Source organism: Rhodoblastus sp. (assembly GCF_052145335.1).
Classification (GTDB): domain Bacteria; phylum Pseudomonadota; class Alphaproteobacteria; order Rhizobiales; family Beijerinckiaceae; genus Rhodoblastus.
This window is the reverse complement of the sequence record NZ_JBKQOU010000221.1, coordinates 1-21,444: the sequence shown is the minus strand read 5'-3', so window position 1 is coordinate 21,444 and position 21,444 is coordinate 1. Positions and strand designations below refer to the sequence as shown.

Annotated in this window: 17 protein-coding genes; 11 read left to right on the top strand and 6 right to left on the bottom strand. The window is 63.3% G+C overall.

Annotation, left to right across the window (positions count from 1 at the left end):
• Nucleotides 1-4: 4 nt before the first annotated feature.
• The 5 genes from ACLP2E_RS13895 (at nucleotide 5) to rpe (ending at nucleotide 4,687) form a co-directional block, all read left to right on the top strand.
• Nucleotides 5-880, top strand: a complete 876-nt coding sequence (locus ACLP2E_RS13895) for a phosphoribulokinase (RefSeq protein WP_442463326.1) — start codon at nucleotides 5-7, stop codon at nucleotides 878-880.
• Nucleotides 881-1,168: 288 nt separating this feature from the next.
• Nucleotides 1,169-2,629, top strand: a complete 1,461-nt coding sequence (locus ACLP2E_RS13890; RefSeq protein WP_442463327.1) for a form I ribulose bisphosphate carboxylase large subunit — start codon at nucleotides 1,169-1,171, stop codon at nucleotides 2,627-2,629.
• Nucleotides 2,630-2,646: 17 nt separating this feature from the next.
• Nucleotides 2,647-3,036, top strand: a complete 390-nt coding sequence (locus tag ACLP2E_RS13885; protein WP_442466285.1) for a ribulose bisphosphate carboxylase small subunit — start codon at nucleotides 2,647-2,649, stop codon at nucleotides 3,034-3,036.
• A 5-nt stretch (nucleotides 3,037-3,041) separates the two neighbouring features.
• A complete protein-coding gene (gene cbbX, locus ACLP2E_RS13880; protein ID WP_442466284.1) occupies nucleotides 3,042-3,983 on the top strand; it encodes a CbbX protein in 942 nt (313 codons plus the stop codon).
• A complete protein-coding gene (gene rpe, locus ACLP2E_RS13875) occupies nucleotides 3,980-4,687 on the top strand; it encodes a ribulose-phosphate 3-epimerase (RefSeq protein ID WP_442466283.1) in 708 nt (235 codons plus the stop codon). Before cbbX ends, rpe begins: the two co-directional genes overlap by 4 nt.
• Nucleotides 4,688-4,724: 37 nt before the next feature.
• Here the strand turns inward: rpe and cls are convergent, their stop codons facing one another.
• The 3 genes from cls to ACLP2E_RS13860 all read right to left on the bottom strand — a co-directional run bounded on the left by cls (nucleotide 4,725) and on the right by ACLP2E_RS13860 (nucleotide 12,657).
• A complete protein-coding gene (gene cls / locus ACLP2E_RS13870; protein WP_442466282.1) occupies nucleotides 4,725-6,161 on the bottom strand; it encodes a cardiolipin synthase in 1,437 nt (478 codons plus the stop codon).
• 236 nt (nucleotides 6,162-6,397) lie between these two features.
• Nucleotides 6,398-10,804, bottom strand: a complete 4,407-nt coding sequence (locus tag ACLP2E_RS13865; RefSeq protein ID WP_442466281.1) for a DEAD/DEAH box helicase — start codon at nucleotides 10,802-10,804, stop codon at nucleotides 6,398-6,400.
• 173 nt (nucleotides 10,805-10,977) lie between these two features.
• Nucleotides 10,978-12,657: an isovaleryl-CoA dehydrogenase gene (locus ACLP2E_RS13860; RefSeq protein WP_442466280.1), complete on the bottom strand. Its 1,680-nt coding sequence runs from the start codon at nucleotides 12,655-12,657 to the stop codon at nucleotides 10,978-10,980.
• Between the two features lie 160 nt (nucleotides 12,658-12,817).
• Between ACLP2E_RS13860 and ACLP2E_RS13855 the strand changes: the two genes are divergently transcribed.
• A complete protein-coding gene (locus ACLP2E_RS13855) occupies nucleotides 12,818-14,149 on the top strand; it encodes an MFS transporter (RefSeq protein ID WP_442466279.1) in 1,332 nt (443 codons plus the stop codon).
• Between the two features lie 67 nt (nucleotides 14,150-14,216).
• On the opposite strand, the gene ACLP2E_RS13850 is transcribed toward ACLP2E_RS13855, so the two are convergent.
• Complete coding sequence (locus ACLP2E_RS13850; RefSeq protein WP_442463245.1) at nucleotides 14,217-14,714, bottom strand: pyridoxamine 5'-phosphate oxidase family protein; 498 nt, start codon at nucleotides 14,712-14,714, stop codon at nucleotides 14,217-14,219.
• Nucleotides 14,715-15,041: 327 nt separating this feature from the next.
• On the bottom strand, nucleotides 15,042-16,154 hold the full coding sequence (locus ACLP2E_RS13845; protein WP_442463246.1) for an NADH:flavin oxidoreductase/NADH oxidase: 1,113 nt from the start codon (nucleotides 16,152-16,154) through the stop codon (nucleotides 15,042-15,044).
• 335 nt (nucleotides 16,155-16,489) lie between these two features.
• On the opposite strand from ACLP2E_RS13845, the gene ACLP2E_RS13840 reads away from it, so the two are divergent.
• Nucleotides 16,490-17,047, top strand: a complete 558-nt coding sequence (locus ACLP2E_RS13840; protein WP_442466278.1) for an HdeD family acid-resistance protein — start codon at nucleotides 16,490-16,492, stop codon at nucleotides 17,045-17,047.
• A 58-nt stretch (nucleotides 17,048-17,105) separates the two neighbouring features.
• Here the strand turns inward: ACLP2E_RS13840 and ACLP2E_RS13835 are convergent, their stop codons facing one another.
• Entirely contained in the window at nucleotides 17,106-17,537 is a 432-nt protein-coding gene (locus ACLP2E_RS13835) for a hypothetical protein (protein WP_442466277.1), read from the bottom strand.
• A 297-nt stretch (nucleotides 17,538-17,834) separates the two neighbouring features.
• Here ACLP2E_RS13835 and ACLP2E_RS13830 point away from each other — a divergent pair, with 297 nt between their 5' ends.
• The 4 genes from ACLP2E_RS13830 to ACLP2E_RS13815 form a co-directional block, all read left to right on the top strand.
• A complete protein-coding gene (locus tag ACLP2E_RS13830) occupies nucleotides 17,835-18,302 on the top strand; it encodes a MarR family winged helix-turn-helix transcriptional regulator (protein WP_442463249.1) in 468 nt (155 codons plus the stop codon).
• Nucleotides 18,302-20,365, top strand: a complete 2,064-nt coding sequence (locus tag ACLP2E_RS13825; RefSeq protein WP_442463250.1) for an FUSC family protein — start codon at nucleotides 18,302-18,304, stop codon at nucleotides 20,363-20,365. Before ACLP2E_RS13830 ends, ACLP2E_RS13825 begins: the two co-directional genes overlap by 1 nt.
• Before the next feature lie 11 nt (nucleotides 20,366-20,376).
• A complete protein-coding gene (locus ACLP2E_RS13820) occupies nucleotides 20,377-20,571 on the top strand; it encodes a DUF1656 domain-containing protein (RefSeq protein WP_442463251.1) in 195 nt (64 codons plus the stop codon).
• A 117-nt stretch (nucleotides 20,572-20,688) separates the two neighbouring features.
• A partial coding sequence (locus ACLP2E_RS13815) for an efflux RND transporter periplasmic adaptor subunit (protein ID WP_442466276.1) occupies nucleotides 20,689-21,444 on the top strand: 756 nt, incomplete at its 3' end.

The following is a 21,444-nucleotide window of genomic DNA, read 5'->3' as shown; positions in this document are numbered from 1 at the left end:
CGGCATGTCCATCGAACATCCCATCATTTCCGTCATTGGCTCGTCGGGCTCGGGCACGACCACGGTCAAATTCACTTTCGACCAGATATTCCGCCGCGAGGGATTCGTCGCGGCCTCGATCGAGGGCGACGCCTTCCATCGTTACAACCGCGCCGACATGAAGGCCGAAACCGCGCGCCGCCGCGAGGCCGGCGACCAGACATTCAGCCATTTTTCGACCGACGCCAATCTGCTCGAAGAGTTGCAAAGCTCCTTGCGAGCCTATGGCCAAACCGGCAAATGCAAGTCGCGCACCTACGTGCATGACGAGCCGGAGGCGGAAAAGCATGGCGTGCCGCCCGGACATTTCACCGATTGGAATGAAATCGGCGAAGGCTCCGACCTTTTATTTTACGAAGGCCTGCATGGCGCGGTGAAAGCCGACGGAATCGACATCGCGGCCTATCCCGATCTCAAGATCGGCGTCGTCCCCGTCATCAATCTCGAATGGATTCAGAAGATTCACCGCGACCGCGCCTCGCGCGGCTATTCGACCGAGGCGGTCACCGATGTGATTTTGCGCCGGATGCACGCCTATGTGCACGTCATCTGTCCGCAGTTCACCCAGACCGACATCAATTTCCAGAGGGTGCCGGTGGTGGACACGTCCAACCCCTTCATCGCGCGCTGGATTCCGACTGCCGGCGAATCCCTGGTGGTGATCCGCTTCCGCAATCCGCGCGGCATCGATTTCCCCTATCTGGTGTCGATGATTCACAACAGCTGGATGACCCGCGCCAATTCCATCGTCATCCCCGGCGACAAGCTCGACATCGCCATGCAGCTCATCCTCACGCCGATGATCATTCGCCTGGTCGAGCGCGGCCGCAGGGCGAAGTAACCGTCGGGAAAAAGGATCTCCGAATGAGCGGGAAAAGCCGGGAAAGCGTCAAGGCGGCGGTCGTGTGAGGCCCTGCCGGGAATCGTTTGAACGCCATGACGACGATTATCGCAACTCGGTCCTGGGAACGGCGCCGCGAATAGGTCCCGTCGCCTCAGCCATGCGGCGCTGGTCAAGGTCAGGCCGATGAACGAAATGGCTCGGGCTTACGCCAGCGGCGCGCTCGATCCGAAAGGCGCCGTGCTTGCGGCGGCATAACGCAAACTGGAGAACCAAAGGAGCAGGACCGTGGACACCAAGATCAAGGAAGTCAAAGGCAAGGAACGCTATAAATCCGGTGTGCTGAAATATGCGCAGATGGGCTATTGGAACGGCGAATACGAGCCCAAATCCACCGACATCATCGCGCTGTTCCGCATCACGCCGCAGGAAGGCGTCGATCCGATCGAGGCCGGCGCCGCGGTTGCCGGTGAATCCTCCACCGCCACCTGGACGGTGGTGTGGACCGACCGCCTGACCGCTTGCGATTCCTACCGCGCCAAGGCCTTTCGCGTCGATCCCGTGCCGGGGACAAGCGACCAGTTTTTCGTCTATGTCGCCTATGACTACATACTGTTCGAGGAAGGCTCGATCGCTAACCTCACCGCTTCGATCATCGGCAATGTCTTCGGTTTCAAGCCGCTCAAGGCGTGCCGCCTCGAAGACATGTATCTGCCGCCGGCCTATGTGAAGACCTACAAAGGGCCGCCGACCGGCATCGTGGTCGAGCGTGAGAGGATCGACAAGTTCGGCCGCCCGCTGCTGGGCGCGACGACGAAGCCGAAGCTCGGCCTGTCCGGCAAGAATTACGGCCGCGTCGTCTACGAGGGGCTGAAGGGCGGCCTCGACTTCATGAAGGATGACGAGAACATCAACTCGCAGCCGTTCATGCACTGGCGCGACCGCTTCCTCTATTGCATGGAGGCGGTCAACAGGGCGATCGCCGAGACCGGAGAAATGAAGGGGCATTACCTCAACGTCACCGCAGGCACGATGGAGGAAATGTACCGCCGCGCCGAATTCGCCAAGGAGCTTGGTTCGGTCATCGTGATGATCGATCTGGTCATCGGTTATACGGCGATCCAGTCCATGTCCAACTGGTGCCGGCAGAACGACATGATCCTGCATCTGCACCGTGCCGGGCATGGCACCTATACGCGCCAGAAGAACCATGGCGTGTCCTTCCGCGTCATCGCCAAATGGATGCGGCTGGCCGGCGTCGACCACATCCATGCGGGAACCGCCGTCGGCAAGCTGGAAGGCGATCCAATGACCGTGCAGGGCTACTACAACGTCTGCCGCGATGCGGTGACGGAGCAGGACCTTCCGCGTGGAATCTTCTTCCGACAGGACTGGTGCGACATCCGCAAGGTGATGCCGGTCGCGTCGGGCGGCATTCACGCCGGGCAGATGCACCAGTTGCTCGACCTGTTCGGCGATGACGTGGTGCTGCAATTCGGCGGCGGCACCATCGGCCATCCCATGGGCATCCAGGCCGGCGCCACCGCCAATCGGGTCGCGCTGGAGACCATGGTGCTGGCGCGCAACGAGGGCCGCAACCTCATTTCCGAAGGGCCGGAAATTCTCCGCGCCGCCGCGAAATGGTGCAAGCCTCTGGAAGCCGCGCTGGATGTCTGGGGCAATATTTCCTTCAACTACGCATCGACCGACACGTCCGATTTCGTCGTGACGCCCGTCGCCGCCGAGTAACTTTTGGGAGCCGCAAAATGCGCATCACACAGGGATCCTTTTCCTTTCTTCCTGACCTCGACGACGATCAGATCAAGGCGCAGGTGGAATATTGCCTGAACCAGGATTGGGCGATCGGCGTTGAATATACCGACGACCCCCATCCCCGAAACACCTACTGGGAAATGTGGTGCCAACCCATGTTCGACCTGAAGGATCCGGCCGGCGTCATGATGGAGCTGAACGCCTGCCGCAAGGCTTTCCCAGACAGCTACGTCAAGCTGATCGCCTTCGATTCGACGCGCGGATTCGAGACGGTGCGGCTGTCGTTCATCGTGCAGCGGCCGAAAGTCGAGCCGAGGTTCCTGATGTCGCGCACAGAAGGCAGTGGGCGCACCGTCCATGTGACGTTGACGACGCAGAGGTAGTGTCGATGAACGACCAGAACGACGCTCCCCGCGAAAATGCCGCCGAGCCTGTCGGTCTGGTCGATCTGGCCGCCGATTATCGCGCGTCCGGCGTCGCCGAAATTCTCGAGGAGCTGGATCGGGAATTGATCGGACTTGCGCCGGTCAAGAAACGCATTCGCGAGACGGCGGCTTTGCTGCTGGTCGACCGCGCGCGGCAAAAGCTTGGGCTGGCGCATGAAACGCCGACGCTGCACATGAGCTTCACCGGCAATCCCGGCGTCGGCAAGACCACCGTGGCGCTCAAGATGGCCGGGCTGCTGCATCGCCTCGGTTATGTCCGCAAGGGCCATCTCGTCGCGGTGACCCGCGACGATCTGGTGGGGCAATATATCGGCCATACCGCGCCCAAGACGCGCGAAATATTGAAAAAAGCCATGGGTGGCGTGCTGTTCATCGACGAGGCCTATTATCTCTACAAGCCCGACAATGAGCGCGATTATGGCCAGGAGGCGATCGAAATCCTGTTGCAGGTGATGGAGAACCACCGCGACGATCTGGTGGTGATCCTCGCCGGCTACGCCGACCGTATGGACCGGTTTTTCGCCAGCAATCCGGGCTTTCGCTCGCGCATCGCCCATCACATCGAGTTCCCCGACTACACGGACGAGGAATTGCTGCGCATCGCCGAGAGCATGCTGTCGCAACAGGAATATGTCTTCGACCCCCCCGGCCGCGAGGCCATGCGCGACTATATCGCCGCACGAAAAACCTTGCCGCATTTCGCCAACGCCCGATCGATCCGCAACGCCCTGGACCGGGCGCGGTTGCGCCACGCCAACCGGCTGTTCGAAGCGCAGGGCGGCCCCATCGACGCAGGCCAGCTATCGACGATCATGGACATCGACATCAGGTCCAGCCGCGTTTTCGCCGGCGGCCTCGCGCATGAAAGGAGCGACCGCGCATGAAACCGTTCGACCGTTCGATCAAAATCGCGCCGTCGATTCTTTCCGCTGATTTCGCCAATTTCGGCGCCGAATGCCGCGCCATTGAGGCGCAGGGCGCGGACTGGGTTCATGTTGATGTGATGGACGGGCATTTCGTGCCCAACATCACTTTCGGCCCCGCGATGTGCGCCGCCATCCGCAAGCACATCAAAGGCGTCATGGACGTGCATCTGATGATCGCCCCGGCCGACCCCTATATCGAGGCCTTCGTCAAGGCTGGGGCCGATATCGTCACCGTCCACGCCGAGGCCGGCGCGCATCTCGACCGCTCTTTGCAACTGGTGCGCTCCGTCGGCGCCAGGGCCGGCGTCTCGCTTAATCCTTCCACCCCGGCGAGTGCGCTCGAATTCGTGCTCGACCGCATCGACCTCGTGCTGGTGATGACCGTCAATCCGGGTTTCGGCGGCCAGAGCTTTATCGGCAGCCAGGTCGAGAAGGTGAGACAAATTCGCGCCATGATCGGCGACCGGCCGGTCCATATCGAGATCGACGGCGGCATCACGCCGGAAACCGCGCCGCTGGTCGCCGCAGTTGGCGCCGATGTCCTGGTCGCCGGCTCGGCTGTCTTCAAGGGCGGATCGGTGGAGACCCCGGAGGTCTATGGGCGCAATATCGCCGCCATCAGATCGGCGGCGGAAACGGCGCGTCGACAAATCGCCGCATGACTTTACGGCGGGGAATGGCCAGGCCACGCCGCCAGCGTCAAAGCAATGGCCCGAGCGTTGCGATACTGTTGTTCCACAATCGCCGCGAAATCGGCCAAGTCGCCACTTCCTGCTTCGAGACCGGCTTCGATCGCGCGAGGTACTCCTGCTGGCGGCCGCGCATCGCTGCGGTGAGCGTTGGATCGAACAGCAGGATATTGTTCTCGTAATTGAGGTCGAAGCTGCGGCGGTCCATGTTCGCCGAGCCGATCAGGGTGACCTCTGCGTCGAGGGTCACCGATTTTGCGTGGAGCAGGCCGCCAGCATATTCGTAAATCTTGACGCCGGCGGCGAGAAGATCAGCGTAATAGCTGCGGCTGGCGGCCGCCACGGACCACGAGTCGTTCCTGGCGGGAAAGACGATGGTTATATCCACGCCTCGGTAGGCCGTCGTGCACAGGGCGCTCTGCAACGACTCGTTCGGCACGAAATAGGGCGTGGTGATAATGACTTCGCGTCGCGCCGTAAACAGCAGCGACTCGAACATTTCCGGCATCGCCGAAAAACGCATGGTCGGGCCCGTGCCGATCACTTGCGCGGGAAATCCTTCCGGAGCGAAGGCCGGAAGCGGCGCATCCAGGATGTCGCTGAGATCCTCATCGATGCGAGACAGCCAGTCGCTTGCGAAGAGAACCTGGTTTTGCCGGGCGATCGGCCCCTCGAAGCGCATCATGGCGTCGACCCAGGGCGCGTATTTCGCCTTCACCAGAAATTCCGGGTCGGCGCAATTCTGGCTGCCGCAATAGGTGATCCGGTCGTCGATGACGACGATCTTGCGGTGATTGCGAAGATCGATGCGTCCGATGAACAGTCGCAGCAGCGGGTAGCCGATCGGCAGGCCGTTGGCGACCTGCACGCCGGCCTGTCGCATGGCTTGCCAATGATCGGACCGTATCAAGGAGCGCGAGCCAAGATCGTCGGCCATCGCTCGGCAGGCGACGCCTCTCGCGGCTGCGCGCTTCAACGCCTCGACCACCTTGCAACCGTTGTTGTCGGGCAGCCAGATGTAGAACAGCAGATGCACATGTTTTTTGGCGGCGTCGATGTCGGCGACCATCGCATCGATCGTGGCGTTGGAATGGGGCGTCAGTTGACCCGTGTTGCCGCCAACGGGGTGAAACCCGCTGATGGATTGGCCAAGACGAAAGAGATTGTCGTGGCGCTCAAGCACGACGGCCTCGGCGCTATTGGCCACATCTTTCCGCAGACCGGCAAGCACCGCGCGCATCCGTTCCAACCTGCGACGCCCGATATTGACTTCGCCAAGGAGCAGATAGGCAAGGATGCCCAGAACCGGGAGCAAGGCGACGACGGCGAGCCATGCTATTCGGGATGCCGGGTCGCGATGCGGACGCAGCAAAATACGGGCGATGACCGCCAACTCGACGAGCACGAGGGCGAAGGGCAATAGCCACTGGTGGAAGACGACAGTCATTGAAGATACTCGCGGGCCCCTGCGGGTGAAACTCAATGGAGAAATCGAAGAAGAAATTGATTGAAGTCTCATCAAACACCATTTTCAGTGTTCGCGATACCGGCGGTAAGATCATTTCAAATCAATTGAATACAGAATTGTGACCCGAGTTGCGCCCAGGCCACAGGATTCACAGACGTCAGTTCGGAATCGATTGCTTCAAAGGGCGCCGCGCGCATTTCAAAAGCGCTGCGGCTTCAGGCGAGGTCGGCGAGCATCCCGCGCGCGGCCGAACGCACCAGTCGTTTTTCCGCCCGCCATCGGTCTGCGTTGTCCAATTCGGCGAGAAACTGCGGCTTGCCGCCGGAAAGCGTGGCGACGGCCAGGCCGTCGCGAAAGACCACGCGGTTGGCTGTCAGCGCCGGCAGTCGCGGCCCCGGTGTCAGGATGCCGATCAGATTGAGCGGATCGGCGGCGGAAAGCGACACCCATTGATCACGGGGCGGGTTTCGCCGCAGCTCGCGCAAAAGACCGACCGCCTCGGGCAGCGCATATTGCTCGCCGGAGAACCCGGCGACGAAGCGGCCTCCGCGAATTTCGCCCCGAGCCTCCAGCCGGCGAAACACGCGCAGCAAATCGCGCCAGGGCGGCAGCCAGCTCGCCTCCCGGCCGAGCAAGCGAAAGAAAACCACGCCATAGCGCCGCAGCAGCGTGCGCGCCACTTCCTCGACCGCCGCCGCTTTCGCCTGCCCATCGGCGGGGTCGAAACGGGCCCGGCGGACCAGACTCCAGCGGCCGCCGCTTTCCATGCCGAAAGGCAGCACCCGGCCGCGCCGCCGGGCGCCATTGAGTGGCTGGCGCTGGCTTGAGGGAACCAGCAAGGCGCGCAATCCGCCGAAACTGTCCGAGGTCGCCAGTCCGAGCGCCGCCAATTCAGCCAGCGCTTCTTCCGCCTGCGGTCGCAGCAAATGCGCCGCTTCCGCCAGTTCATCAAAAAACAGCGCGCCCTGAGCGGCGAGGCAATCGAGCGCGGCGCGCGCGCGCGAACTGGCCAGCGACGCATCGGCCAGCGGCGCGAGCGCCATCCAAAGCGCAGCCCTCCGGCGATCCAGCAACGCAATGGGCGTCGAGCGCAGCGGCGCCGTCCCGCGCGCCCGGCCTTCAACTTGGGACGGTGGCGTCAGGCGGCTCCAGGCGGTCCATCCAGCGAGGCATTGGCCGTCGAGCCAGGAAGCTTGGTATCCGGTCAGACGGGCTGGCAGGATTTCCGTCTCCCATGCCCGGGCCGGGGCCTCGAAACCTTCCAGCGCGGCAAGCGCCACCGGCAGCGCTTCGGGTCCCTCCAGCCGCGTCTCCTCCGTCACGTGCTGCCAGGCGAACAGGAAGCGCAGGAAATCGCGCGCCGCGACGGGCTCTATCTCGGAGCGCAGCCGCCGGATGGTGGAATGGTGGATGCGGGCGAGCAGGCGGCGATCGCACCATTGCTCATCGTTGACGCCCGGCGAAAAGCGCCCGCGTAAAATGGCGCCCTCGGCTTCGAGCGCCGCCAATGCGCCAGCGATGGCGGCCGGTTCCAGCCCCAGCGGCGTCGCAAGCTCGGTCGGCGTCACCGGCCCGAGGCCTTCGAGCCGACCGCGCAAAATCTCGATCAAGGCCTGCTCGGGCGCCCATATGACCTGCGGCTGGTCGCGCGGCGGAGCGATGTCGGGTCGCAACCGCGCCTGCGGCCAAAGAGCCTGAAACTGAGTGAGCCGCTCGGCGGGAATCCACAAGGCGTGCCCCGGAGCCTCCAGACGGGCCACGCGCTTTTCCTGCGCCAGCGCGACGAGCCAGTCCGCCCAGCCGGGTCCAGCCTGCGCCTCCGCTTCGGTCAGGGCTCCAAGCCATAGCAGCGCATCATGCAATTCCTCCGCATTGACCGGGTCCGGCCAAGCCTCGGCGCGCACCTTGGCGATCGCTTCCGTATCGAGACGGCCGAGGTCCGACGCGCTTTGCGGGTCCTGCCAGCGCCGCGCCATGACGGCCTGCGTCCGCCGTTCTTCCAGAGGCGCGTCGTCGAGAAAGGCGTAGGGCCGCGCCGACAAGGCCTCGAGCGCCAACGGCGAAGGCTCGGTCAAGTCGCGGGCGATCACCTGAATTTCGCCATTTTCCAGCCGCGCCAGCAGGCGTTCGAGCCCGTCAACGTCCATCGCCTCGCGAAGGCAGTCGTCGATCGCCTGATTGGTCAGCGGGTGATCGGGGATCTCCCGCTCTCCCGCCAGATTTTCGGCGCAGGCGATCTGGTCGGGAAAAACCGCCGCAATCAGATCCTCCGCCTGCATGCGCAGGATTTGCGGCGGAACCTTCCTGCCGTTGCGAAACCTCGGCAGCGCCAGCGCTACGCCGGCCGCCCAGCGCCAGCGGGCCGTGAACATCGGCGCGGCGAGCAGAGCCTGAACCAGCAAGGGCCGCACACTGGCGGAATGAACGTAGCGGGCGGCGTCGCCGAGATCGAAACTATGCGCGGCCGTCAGCGACAGGACGATATTATCCTCGGTGGCCGCCGCCTGCAGCTCGAAATTGAACTTGCGGCAAAATCTCTTGCGCAGCGCCAATCCCCAGGCGCGATTGATCCGGCTGCCGAAGGGCGCGTGGATCACCATTTGCATGCCGCCCGCTTCATCGAAGAATCGTTCCAGCACCACGGCTTGCTGTGTGGGCAGGCGGCCGAAAACGGCGAGGCCGGCAGCAAGATATTCGAGCAATTGCTCGGCCGCCGGCGCGGCGACGCCGACCGTCTCGACCAGCCAGCTTCGCGCTTTCGCTCCGGAGGGATCAGCGTGCAACCGCTCTTCCACCTCGGCGCGCAATCTCGAGACCGAGGCCGACAGCTCATTGGCTCGGCCGGGCGCCTCGCCAAGCCAGAAGGGTATGGTTGGCGGCTGGCCATGCGCGTCCTCGACCCGCACCGTCCCCCGCTCTACCCGCTGGATGCGGTAGGAGGCGTTGCCAAGCTGGAACACGTCGCCCTGCATGCTCTCGACGGCGAAGTCTTCGTTGACGCTGCCGATGACCTGGGTTTCCGGCTCCAGCACCACCTGGTAATCGGCATTGTCCGGGATCGTGCCGCCCGAGGTGAGCGCTGTCGTGCGGGCGCCGCGCCTGGCGCGCAGCATCTGGTTGACGGCGTCGCGATGGAGCAGCGCGCCGCGCCGCCCGAGGCGAGTGGCGAAACCATCGGCGAGCATCTGCACGACGGCGTCGAAGTCTTTTCGCGCCAATTGGCGGAACGGCCAGGCGCGCCGCACAAGCTCGTAAAGTGCGGTTTCCGGCCAATCCTGCGCGGAAACTTCAGCCACGATCTGCTGCGCCAGCACGTCCAGCGGTCGCTCGGGGATCGTCAGCCGGTCGAGTTCGCCATGGCGGACGCTGTCGAGCAAAGCGGCGCATTCGACCAGATCGTCCCGCGACAGCGGGAACAACCGGCCTTTCGGCGTCCCGCCGATGGCGTGGCCGGAACGACCGACCCGTTGCAAAAAACCGGCGATCGAGCGTGGCGAAGCGAGTTGGCAGACAAGATCCACGTCGCCGATATCGATGCCGAGTTCAAGCGAAGCCGTGGCGACCAAGGCCTTCAGTTCTCCGCGCTTCAGCCTTTGCTCGGCCGACAGGCGATGTTCTTTCGACATGCTGCCATGATGCGCCGTCACCACGCGCTCATCGAGCCGTTCAGACAATGCGTGGGCCACCCGCTCCGCCATCCGGCGGGTGTTGACAAAAACCAGCGTAGTCTCGTGCGCCTCGATCAAGCGGGCGAGCCGGTCGTAGACCTGGCTCCAGACCTCGCCCGACATCACCGCCTCCAGCGGCGAGTCCGGAACCTCAATGTCGAGATCGCGCGCCCGCTGATGGCCGGTATCGACGATTTTCGGCGCATGCGCCGACGCGCCGGCGCCGACCAGGAAATGGGCGACGGTCTCGACCGGGTTTTGCGTGGCGGACAGCCCGACCCGCTGAAGCTTGTCGCCGCACAGCGCCGCGAGACGCTCCAGCGACAGGGCGAGGTGGGCGCCGCGCTTGTTCGGCGCCAAGGCGTGGATTTCATCGACGATCACCGAACGCGTCGTCGCCAGCATCTTGCGGCCGGATTCCGAGCCGAGCAGCACATAAAGCGATTCCGGCGTGGTCACGACGATGTGCGGCGGACGGCGGCGCATCCGCGCGCGCTCCGTTACGGCGGTGTCGCCGGTGCGAACCCAGGCGCGGATTTCGACATCGGGCAGCCCAAGCCGCGCCAGTTCCGCGCGGACGCCGGCGAGCGGCGCCTCGAGGTTGCGATGAATGTCGTTCGACAGCGCTTTGAGCGGCGACACATAGACGATCTGCGTCGTATCGGTCAGCCGCCCCTCCAACCCCAGGCGGACGAGATCGTCGATCGCCGCCAGAAAGGCGGCCAGCGTCTTGCCGGAACCAGTCGGCGCCGCGATCAAGGCGTCGTGGCCCTGCTTGATCGCCGGCCACACTTCGGCCTGGGCGGGGGTCGGCGAGGCGAAATGGGTGGAAAACCAATCGGCGACAGCAGGATGAAACAGATTTAGCGACGTCGAGGGAAGCAGTCGCGCGTTCTCATCGCCCCGGCGGCGGGCTCGCGCGTTAAAGGAGGGAGACGTCTTAAAATGCCGCAAAACGTCGCTGTGATTTGTCGTTACCGCCGGGCCGGCGGATGGATATGTGGTGGCTTGCCGGGCCTTGGTTAAGCCCGCCACGCCAATAAAACCGCCGCCCCGACCAACGAAGCCGACCAAATTGCTGCGCCTTGGCCGGAAGAAGTCTCGGAAAGGCGCGTTTGCCGCCGAACCTACCGCGGCCGGGCGCGCTCGATGATCGAGCGAAAATCGACGCGCTGCGGCAGCGCGCCGTATTGGTGCGCGCCGCGCGCTTCCAGTCGCGACGCGCAGAAAGCGTCGGCGACCGCCGCCGGCGCGTGCCGCACCAGCAGGCTGGCCTGCAATCCGGTCGCCAGCCGGTCGACGAGATCCCGCGCGCAAAACTCGAAATCGCCGGCCGCGCCCATGCGCTGGCTGGACATTTCCTGGCGCAAGGCGTCGATGTGCCGGTCGAGGGCCGCGTTGCCGCCTTTGGCGCCCGACACTTCCGCAAAATAGGCGTCCAGCGTTTCCGGGGTGCGGCTCATGGCGCGCAGCACGTCGAGGCATTGCACATTGCCCGACCCTTCCCAGATCGCGTTGACCGGACTTTCGCGAAACAGGCGCGGCATCGGCCCGTCCTCCATCACGCCCAAGCCGCCTGTGCATTCCATCGCCTCACAGGCGACGCCGGGCGAGCGCTTGCAAATCCAGTACTTGCCGATGGCCGTGCCGATGCGGAGGATATGCGCCTCTTGGTCGGTGGCGCGATCGTCGAGCGCGCGGGCGATGCGCATGGTGAGCACAGTAGCGGCTTCGGCTTCGAGCGCGAGGTCGGCAAGCACGTTCTGCATGATCGGCTGGTCGATCAGCATCTTGCCGAAAGCCGCGCGCTGGCGGCAATGATCGATCGCTTGCGACACAGCCATACGCATGCCCGACGACGAGCCGATCATGCAATCGAAACGCGTCATGGCGACCATTTCGATGATGGTGGCGACGCCTCGGCCTTCCTGTCCCACCATCCAACCGAGCGCGCCGCGTAATTCCGTCTCGCTCGAGGCGTTGGAGACGTTGCCCATTTTTTTCTTGAGGCGCAGCACCTGCAGCGGATTTTTGCTTCCATCCGGGCGCCAGCGCGGCACGAGGAAGCACGAGAGGCCGCCCGGCGCCTGCGCAAGCACGAGGAAGGCGTCACACATCGGCGCGGAGACGAAGAACTTGTGGCCGACCAGCTCGTAATCCTGTCCCGGCCCTCCGGCGCCGAACGGTATGGCGCGCGTGGTATTGGCGCGAACGTCCGAGCCGCCCTGCTTTTCGGTCATCGCCATGCCGATGGTCACGCCCATCTTCTGGTCGACCGGCACGTTGCGCGGATCGTAGACGCGGGAGGTGATCTTCGGCAACCAGTCCTTGGCCAGGTCGGGTTGCAATTTCAGGCAGGGCGCGGCGGCGAAAGTCATGGTGATCGGGCAGCCGTGCCCCGCCTCGACCTGACTGTGCAGATAAAAACGCGCGGCGCGCGCAACATGCGCCCCCTGGCGCGGGTCCGTCCACGGCGAAGAGTGCAATCCTTCCTCGATCGAGGTCTGCATCAGGCGGTGATAGGACGGGTGGAAGCTGACGAGGTCGATCCTGCGCCCGTAGCGGTCGTGCGAGTCGAATTCCGGTTGATGGCGATTGGCGAGCGCGCCAAGCTCGAGATAAGCGGCGGCGCCGATGCGCGCGCCAAAATCGGTGAGTTCGTTGACCGCCCATTCCGCGCCCTCGCGGGTGATGGCTTCCTTCAAGGCAATGTCGCCGCCAAACAGGTTGTAATCCGCCAATTCCAGCGGCTGGTTGATCACTTCGTGCGTGACGGCGCCGTATCGATCCAGGGGGGCGTTCGGCATTTCGGTCTCCCGCAAAGTTCATGAAACTTTCAACCACAGGACGCTGGCCGAATGGTCGGCTGAACGGAAATTAAATTCGTTGGTTGCGAGACTGGCGTCGCAACGCCTGTCGCTGCACGAAACAGTTTGCCACGGCGATCAAGGCCGAAGAAGGCGGAATATGGCTGAGCAACTTTCCGAAACGGCCAAAATCGAACGGGAGGCTCCCGCCCTGACCGGGCGCGCCATCCTCGGCGCCACGATCGGCAACATGCTCGAATTCTATGATTTCATCACCTATAGTTTTTTCGCCATCCAGATCGGCCACACGTTCTTCCCCGCGCAGAGCCAGTTCAACAGTTTGATGCTGTCGCTGGCGACTTTTGGCGCCGGCTTCATCACCAGGCCGATCGGCGCCCTGGTGATCGGCGCCTATTCCGATCGGGTCGGACGCAGGCCCGCGATGATGCTCAGCTTCGCGATGATGGGCTCGGCCATTGTCGCGCTGGCGCTGATCCCCTCCTATGACGCCATCGGCGTCGCCGCTCCGGTCCTGGCGATCGTCGCCCGACTGGCGCAGGGCTTTTCCCTTGGCGGCGAGGTCGGACCGACCACCGCCTATCTTATGGAGGCCGCAGCAGCAGACAAGAGGGGGATCGCGGTCGCATGGCAACCCGCGAGCCAGCAAATCGCAGCGACTGCGGGCTCTCTCATGGGCCTTGCGCTTTCGGCGTTATTGTCCAGCGAAGCGTTGGAATCTTATGGCTGGCGCATCGCCTTCCTGTTTGGCGCGCTCACCCTGCCCTTTGGCTTGTGGATGCGAAGTAACCTTCCAGAGACTCTGCACCGGCGCGAGGAGATGGCATCCGTTGCGTCGAGCGCCAAGGGTCGCGGGCCCGTTCGGGGCAATGCGCGCATCGTGATCCTCGGCCTGCTGATTTTGGCAAGCGGGACCATCATTACCTATGTGACACAATATATGACGACTTACGCCGAGAACACGCTACGCGTCTCGACCAACGTCGCTTTCGCCACGACGGCGGTCAGCAATGGCGCGGGCATTGTCGGCGCACTCTGCGGGGGCTGGCTGGCGGATCGCGCCGGGCGCTGGCCGGTGATGGTATGGCCGCAGTTCCTGGCGCTGCTGATGACCTATCCGGTGTTCCTGTGGATCGTCGCCACCCATAGCGCCTGGGCATTGCTGGGCGGTCTGGGCGTTCTCACCCTGGTCGGCTCCATCCCCTACAGCGCCTTTTATGTGGCCTTCACCGAGAGCCTCCCCAAAAACATCCGTGGCCGCGCGGGAGCGACGATTTACGCCGTCGCCATCGCCGCTTTCGGCGGCACGGCGCAATTGATCGTCACCTGGTTGATTCACGCGACCGGGAGTGCGCTCGCGCCGGCCTGGTACATGCTTTTCGCCACAGCCGTCGGGCTTGTGGCGATGACGGTAATGCGCGAGAGCGCGCCGGTTCTGACAAAACCCCAATGCCGATCAGAGCCTGAAAGTTGAACCGCCAAAGAGAGCAAAGGTCCGCAGACGGATCAGCGCCAGGACGGAAACCGATGGCCGCGCAGTATCAGAATTTGACGCTGATGGCGTCGGAGACGTCGGGCTCCTCGCCAGTGGCGTAGGCCTTGGCCATTTCCCACGCGAACAACAGTGTGGAGTCGGATGCAATCCACATTTTGCCGTCCCTCGGCGTGAACATGAGGAGGCCCAGGTCGGGATCGTCTTTTCCTTGCTTGTACCAGGCGGCAATGGAAGGGCCCCACAGGCGCTCGATCGCCGCTCGATCGGGGTTCTGCACGATGGCGCCTTCGAGCCAGGCGTAAAAATCATGGTCTTTGCCGATCAATACGATCCGCCCTGTGGCGCCGAGACCCACTTTCGCAGTCAGGTTGCCCGACTTTCTGGAAAAAAAATAGATTAGCGATTGGGCGTCGTCGACATGCGCGACCATCGGCCGCATCTCGCCATCGCCGTCCGCCAAACCAAGCATGACCACCCCGGTCCGGCTGATTTCGGCGAGCAGCGCCGCCGCGGGGTTTTTCCTTGCTTCCGCGACATCGGCCATAGACCTACCTCCCTCCCCAGACCTTCGTTGGGCCGCGATCAGGTCGCTAGCGTAAGCAATACCGTCATTGGGCGGCTGCTTGCGCCATCAGCAACAATCTCGCTACGCCGACGGTTCCAAAACGTCCTTCGATGCGCGCGCCGAAGGCGTCATGGCGCGCCAGGACCGGCAGGATCTCCCCGCACTCGCCAGCAAAGCGGGAGGGTGTCCGTCTGGTAAACTGGGAATGAATGGCTGGCGACGAAGCGCCAGACAAATCTTCGCCGGCTTTGCGGTGGCGGACTTTGATTTTCCAGGTCGAAGGGATGAACTTGTTTGGCCGTCGTCTTAGTCCGCGCCGCGCAAATCGAAAAGACTTTTGAGATGGCTCGGCTGCGACCGCAGATATTGATCGGGCGCTCTCACATGGGCGCCGAAATGCGCCGCAGCGTGCCAGGGCCAGCGCGGATCGTAGAGCATGGCGCGCGCCAGAGCGATCAAATCGGCGTCACCGTCTGCGAGGATGGCTTCAGCTTGGTCGAATTCGGTAATGAGGCCGACCGCGACGACAGGCATCGCGACCGCCGCCTTGATTTGCCGCGCCAGCGGAACCTGATAATTGGGCCCGACCGGAATTTTCGCCGGCGCAAGGCCGCCGCTCGAGACGTGGATGGCGGCGCAGCCGCGTTTTTCGAGCGCCTGCGCGAACGCGACCGTCTCCTCGATGGTCCAGCCGCCGTCGATCCAGTCCGTGCCGGAGACGCGCATCGTCACCGCCCGTCCGGCGGGAAAAGCCGCGCGGACCGCGTCGAAGATTTCGAGCGGAAAGCGCATGCGGTTTTCCAACGATCCGCCATAATTGTCGTCGCGCCGGTTGGACAGCGGCGACAGGAACTGGTGGATCAGATAGCCGTGGGCGCCGTGCAGCTGCACCGCCTCGACGCCAAGGCGCGCCGCGCGCCGCGCCGCATCGACGAAAGCGTCGCGCACTCGGATCATATCCTCGCGCCTCAGCGCCACAGGGCTGTTCTCGCCCGGCGCCATGGCGATAGAGGACGGGGCGACGGTCTGCCAGCCCTTTGGCGAGTTCGGAGGAATCTGCGCCCCGCCTTTCCAGGGAAGATCGGTGGACGCCTTGCGCCCTGCATGGGCGAGTTGGACGGCGATCGGCATGGGCGACCAACGCCTGACGCTGTCCAGCACCCGGGCCATGGCGACTTCGCAATCATCCGAATAAAGGCCGACATCGCCATAAGTGATGCGCCCTTCCGGGAGCACGGCCGTCGCTTCGATAGTCAAAAGGCCCGCGCCGGAAAGCGCGAGCTGTCCAAGATGGATGAGGTGCCAGTCGGTCATGCAGCCGTCCATAGCCGAATATTGGCACATGGGCGCGATGACGATGCGGTTTTCGAGCCTCAGATCGCCGACCTGCAAGGGGGAAAAAAGCTTGGCTTCGGACATGCCGATCTTCCGAGGTGGTTGCGGGACATTGAGCATAATGCATGACGCGCCCAAAAGGACCATCGGCGTTCCGGGCCGGTAAAGAGAAATGAAGCCGGCCGCCGGTACATCCGCAGCGGCCCGTTCGCACGGGCTTGTCATTTCTTCCTGACGGGGGCTAGACTAGCGCCAGCGCCGCCGTTTATCCGGGGAGTGTTGGTCCTGAGCCCGCCTGAGCGGCGCCCTGGATTCGGCGCCGAGGCGAATGAGGGGCTGTCGCGAGCCGCGCGGAGCAGTTGACGTGCAACGACTAGGTTACGCCATAGTCGTCGGCGGGACGCCAGGGAGTCATCACAATGGCCGACACACAGACTTTTGCCGTGCAGATTCCTCCAGAACTCGTCCAATACTGGGGATGGTTCCTGATATTCGGGATCGGATTGCTCGCGCTTGGCGTCGCCGCCATTGCGCGATCCTTCACAGCCACGGTCGCCTCGATGTTGTTCTTCGGATGGCTGCTGCTGATTGCGTCGGGCATTGAAGTCGTCCAGGCCGTCCTGGTTGGGCATTGGGCCGGTTTCTTCCACCATTTGCTGGCGGCGATTCTCTATGGGGTGGCCGGCCTATTGCTGGTAGCGAGACCACTGATCAGCGCCGAGGTGCTGACCCTCGCAATGGCCATGTTCTTCCTGATTGGCGGGCTGTTTCAACTGATCGGCTCGTTCGTGGTTGCTCTCCCAGGCTGGGGCTGGCAGGCGGCGGACGGAATCATAACGCTTATCCTTGGCGCCATGGTTCTTACGCAGTGGCCCGCCTCAGGACTTTGGGTGATCGGCCTGTTTATCGGGATTGATCTTTTTTTCTATGGCTGCGCATGGATCGCGCTGGCGCTCGGGTTGCGCGGCGTGGGGTAAACCGCCTCCCTTCCGCGAACCTTGGCCCAAATAATTGCCGAACGCCAGAAGCGCCCGCTCATGAAACCTTCCTTGCCTCTATAGCCTCCTGGCGACCTATGACGGCGTCGATCGCAGCCAGTTTCGCCTGTTCGACCGCGGAAATGGCGTAGTCAATCGCCATGCTGGCTTCCCACTCCAGTTCGTCTGCGCGGTTCTCGGCGCGCTCGGCGTCGAGCTCTTTCTTCCATTGTTTGACGTTCGCCTTGAGCGTATCGGCATCGGCGGAAACCTTTGCCTTGAGCGCGTCGAAGCTGCTCGAGACGGCGCTGCTGGCAGACTGCATGTCCTGCTTCAGCTTTTCGACCGATTGCGTTGCTGAAGCGCGCAACTGTTCGCGGCGCGCTGCAATCTTGTCATGAGTCTCCTTCTTCGATGCCGCAAAGTCATCCTCAGCTTTTTTTGCCTGAACCGATAAATCGGAGAGCTGTTCAGAGATTGGTCTTCCCATCACTGTTTCCTCCTAGACTCTATGTTCGCCCGCTGAAGGCGATGGCTGCCCGTCCCATCGCATGTCCCTAATCGAGGATTGCGCCGGGTTGGCCGGCGCCGCGCCTCAGACATGGGGGGGACGGGCCTGATGAATAATATCATTTTTTTGGATTGGATGTCCGTAAAGCGACTAACACGGTCGCCGTCGCAGAGGACGCTCGTGGCGGCGAGGTCCGATGCCCGGACAGGCATTGAAAAAACGCTAGCGTCATACTAATTAGTCTGCTATCTATTAGCCTGCTAATGGAGAGCGGTCATGGGTAGCATTTCCTCCGAAACGATCCGATCCGAATTCGGCGTGCGCCTGTCGCGCGTGGGTTTCGCCTGGCGCCAGCAGATCGACATTGAATTCAAACAGCGTGGCGGATTGACCGCTTCGAAATGGCGTCCGCTTTTCATGCTGGGTCGACTGGGCGATGGCGTTCGCCAGAAGGACCTGGCCGCAGCGCTTTCGATCGAAGGCCCGTCGCTGGTTCGGTTGCTCGATGACCTCGAAACTCATCGCCTGATCGAACGCCGCGCGGATCTGGGCGATCGTCGCGCCAAGACAATCCATCTGACCCCGGAAGGCTGGGACGCTTATCGCAGCCTCAAGGAAATCACCGGCAAATTCGCGGCCCATTTCCTGGACGGCATTTCCGATGAAGAGTTTCAAATCTGCATCGGCGTGCTTGATCGAATCGAGGCGCGACTCAACTCGGCCAACGAGGCGGAGGCCGCGTGATGACGGATGTGCTGGCGTTGCAGACGAATCCGGCCGACCCTCCGGCGAAGATCCGGCACCACGTCTTTCGGGTTTTTGCGAAATTGCGGGCGGCTCCGCCCACGCTGCCGGTCAGCGCTTTGTATTTCGCCCTGACCACGACTTTCGCGGCCTTGCTGGCGCTGTTCGTCGCCTTCTGGTTGCAGTTGGACAGCCCTTCCTCCGCGATGGTGACGGTTCTTATCGTGGCGGCGCCCGTGCGCGGCATGGTTCTTTCCAAAAGCCTCTATCGCATGCTCGGCACCTTTGTCGGCGGCGGCGTGGCGCTCCTTCTCGTCGATCTGTGCGGACAGAATTCCGAAATTTTCATTCCGGCTCTGGCGGTCTGGGTCGCCCTATGCACGGCTTTGGCCACGATGCTGCGCAATTTCCGCGCCTACGCCGCGGTCCTCGCCGGCTACACGGTCCCGCTGATCGGCCTCTCGGCGATTCAGGCGCCAGAACACGCCTGGGATATCACCATAGCCCGCGTCGCCGTCATTACCGTGGGGATCGTCTGCGCCGGCGTGGTCACCAGCGTCTTCCTGCCCGGCGGCGCCCGGCGCGACCTGGCGCCCCGTTTGCGCGGCGCGATCCTCCTGACGCTCAGCCTCGCGCATGATGCGTTGAATGGCGCCGCCGAAGCCTTGCCCGAAAGCCGCTATGTCGAAGCCACCGGCCGTATCCTGGGCATCGACAGCCTGATCGAATTCGCGGCGACGGAATCGCCTCGCGTCGCGCGTCGGGCCAACGCCCTGCGCAGCGCCATCTCCGCGCTGATCGCTGCGATCACGGCGCTGCGCGCCATCGCCGACCTGCCGCCGAACAGCCTGACCGAGGATCCCGAACTCGTGGCCGATATGCGCGACCGGCTGGACGGCGTCGCCCTTCGCTTGGGCCACGGCGACGCCGTCCCGGCTGAATCTTTTGTTGAGATGCGCGCAAGATTGGCGCTCGCCGGCGACCGCGTCGAGCAAAGCCCGTCATCCTCGCTGGAGGCGCTGCAATTCCTCGACAATCTCGATGAACTCGTCACGCAGATAGACGCGGCGAGGCTGGACCTGGACGCTTTCGTCGCCGACCGCCCCGCGCGCACAATCGTTTCGATCGGCTATCCGGTGGATTTCAGAGCCGCGCTGCGCAACGGCTTTCGCGCCTTTCTGGGCATCGTCGCCGCAGGGGCCTTCTGCTACGTGACCGGTTGGAGCGACGCCGCGCAAATGCCGCTGGCGGTGGCTGTCATTTGCAGCCTCCTGGCGCTCCAGCCTAATCCTGCCGTCGCCAGCATCGCTTTCGCGATCGGCGTCTGCGTCGGCGACATCGCGGCGCTCTTCTGCCAGTTCTTCCTGCTGAGCCGGGTCGATGGCTTCCCTCTACTGGCCATGTGCGTGGCGCCCTTCCTGATGGCGGGCCTGCTCGCGACGGCCAATCCACGCCTCGCCGGCGTCGCCAGTGGTTTCCGCATCTTTTTCGTGGTGGCTCTTGCGCCGACCAACCCGATGACCTTCAACGCCGCTTCTGCGCTCAACAACGCTTTGGTGTCCATGGTTGGCGCAATATTCGCCGCCTATGTCTATCGCGCGGTTCTGCCGACAAACCTGCGCGTGGAAACCGCGCGGCTGTTACGTGCGATCAGCGCCGAACTCGCGCAGATTCGCAATCGCCCCGCTGGCGACCGGGCGGTGACCGAAAGCCGCATCTATCATCGACTCATCCAGCTCGCGACGCGCCTCGACGCCACAGCGCCGGAAGGACAAGAGCTGCTCGCCAAAGCCTATGCCGAATCGAGGATGGCGCTTGCGCTTCAACGAGCCCGCGCGGCGTTGAATGAAGCAGACGTGACGAACAGCGCCCGCGATCTGCTCGAAAAGGCCATTTCCGTCAGCCCTTCCGCCGCTGACTTGTCCAAGGCGGCGCATGCGCTCGCCGCCATCGGTCGCGTTGCCACGCCTTTGTCGCGTCAGGCGCTGATTCGCGCTGCAGCGGCATTGGCCGAGGCCGCCACGCTGGTGGCAGTGTCATCAAATCAACTTCGAGTCGTTTGAGGTCTTTCGTCATGCCCAAGGATATCATTGTCGACGGCGTCTATTTCACTCCGCTCGTCGCTTATTACCTGGCGGCTTTCGCTGCGTTCCTGATCTGCCGCTGGCTGATCGTCCGCACGAATCTCGAACGGGCGTTCTGGCATCCCGAACTCGCGGAAACTGGCTTGTTCATGGTCATTCTCGCGGCAGTCGCCCGTATCTTCTGACGCGGGCTTGCGTAACCGTCGGATAGAACCGGCTTTGGAATTTTGTTCGAGCGCTTTCTCAGGAGAAGCCGAACCGGCTACCCCCGAACCGAAGCGCCAGAAGCTTGGAGAAAGTACATGCGTAATGCGTTCAAAAACGTCCTGCGCTTCGGCGCGACCCTCGCCCTGCTGGCGGCCGGCGCCGCGGCTGGATTCGACCTCTGGAGTTTTTACACCGAGGCGCCCTGGACGCGCGACGGCCGCGTCCGCGCCGAAACCGTGTCGGTCGCGCCGGAAATTTCCGGGCGGATCGTCGACCTCAAGGCGGCGGACAACGCCTTCGTCCACAAGGGTGATGTTCTCTATACCATCGACCAGACCGACTATCGGCTGAACGTCGCCATCGCCGAAACTCAGCTCGATACGCGCAAACACGATCTGTCCGTCAAGGCATCCGACGACGAGCGACGCGAAAAATTATCCAACGCCACTGTTTCCGAGGCGGAACGCGAGCGTTTTCGCGGCGCTGCGGCCATCGCGCGGGCCGCCCAGGCCGAAGCCTTGGCGCAACTCGACAAGGCCAAGGTCGATCTCGAACGCACAATCGTGCGCGCGCCGGCCAATGGCTACATCACCAATTTGCGGCTGCGCGTCGGCGATTATGCGACCAAGGGCGCAGCCAACGTCGCGATCGTCGACAGTGATTCATTTTGGGTCGCGGGCTATTTCGAAGAAACCAAGCTCGCCAACATCCATGTCGGGGACCCGGCGAGCGCCGCGCTGATGGGTTTCGACAAGCCGGTCGTTGGCCATGTCGAAAGCATCAGTCGAGGCGTAGCCGACCAGAACGGCGCGGCCGACGGCAAGGGACTGGCCAACATCAATCCCGTCTTC

Bases quoted from the DNA above. Each gene is read 5' to 3' on its own strand.
- ACLP2E_RS13885 (WP_442466285.1), top strand. From the start codon at position 2,647: ATGCGCATCACACAGGGATCCTTTTCCTTTCTTCCTGACCTCGACGAC.
- cbbX (WP_442466284.1), top strand. From the start codon at position 3,042: ATGAACGACCAGAACGACGCTCCCCGCGAAAATGCCGCCGAGCCTGTC.
- ACLP2E_RS13840 (WP_442466278.1), top strand. From the start codon at position 16,490: ATGGCCGACACACAGACTTTTGCCGTGCAGATTCCTCCAGAACTCGTC.
- ACLP2E_RS13850 (WP_442463245.1), bottom strand. From the start codon at position 14,714: ATGGCCGATGTCGCGGAAGCAAGGAAAAACCCCGCGGCGGCGCTGCTC.
- ACLP2E_RS13825 (WP_442463250.1), top strand. From the start codon at position 18,302: ATGACGGATGTGCTGGCGTTGCAGACGAATCCGGCCGACCCTCCGGCG.
- rpe (WP_442466283.1), top strand. From the start codon at position 3,980: ATGAAACCGTTCGACCGTTCGATCAAAATCGCGCCGTCGATTCTTTCC.
- ACLP2E_RS13845 (WP_442463246.1), bottom strand. From the start codon at position 16,154: ATGTCCGAAGCCAAGCTTTTTTCCCCCTTGCAGGTCGGCGATCTGAGG.
- ACLP2E_RS13895 (WP_442463326.1), top strand. From the start codon at position 5: ATGTCCATCGAACATCCCATCATTTCCGTCATTGGCTCGTCGGGCTCG.
- ACLP2E_RS13855 (WP_442466279.1), top strand. From the start codon at position 12,818: ATGGCTGAGCAACTTTCCGAAACGGCCAAAATCGAACGGGAGGCTCCC.
- ACLP2E_RS13820 (WP_442463251.1), top strand. From the start codon at position 20,377: ATGCCCAAGGATATCATTGTCGACGGCGTCTATTTCACTCCGCTCGTC.
- ACLP2E_RS13860 (WP_442466280.1), bottom strand. From the start codon at position 12,657: ATGCCGAACGCCCCCCTGGATCGATACGGCGCCGTCACGCACGAAGTG.
- ACLP2E_RS13830 (WP_442463249.1), top strand. From the start codon at position 17,835: ATGGGTAGCATTTCCTCCGAAACGATCCGATCCGAATTCGGCGTGCGC.
- cls (WP_442466282.1), bottom strand. From the start codon at position 6,161: ATGACTGTCGTCTTCCACCAGTGGCTATTGCCCTTCGCCCTCGTGCTC.
- ACLP2E_RS13835 (WP_442466277.1), bottom strand. From the start codon at position 17,537: ATGGGAAGACCAATCTCTGAACAGCTCTCCGATTTATCGGTTCAGGCA.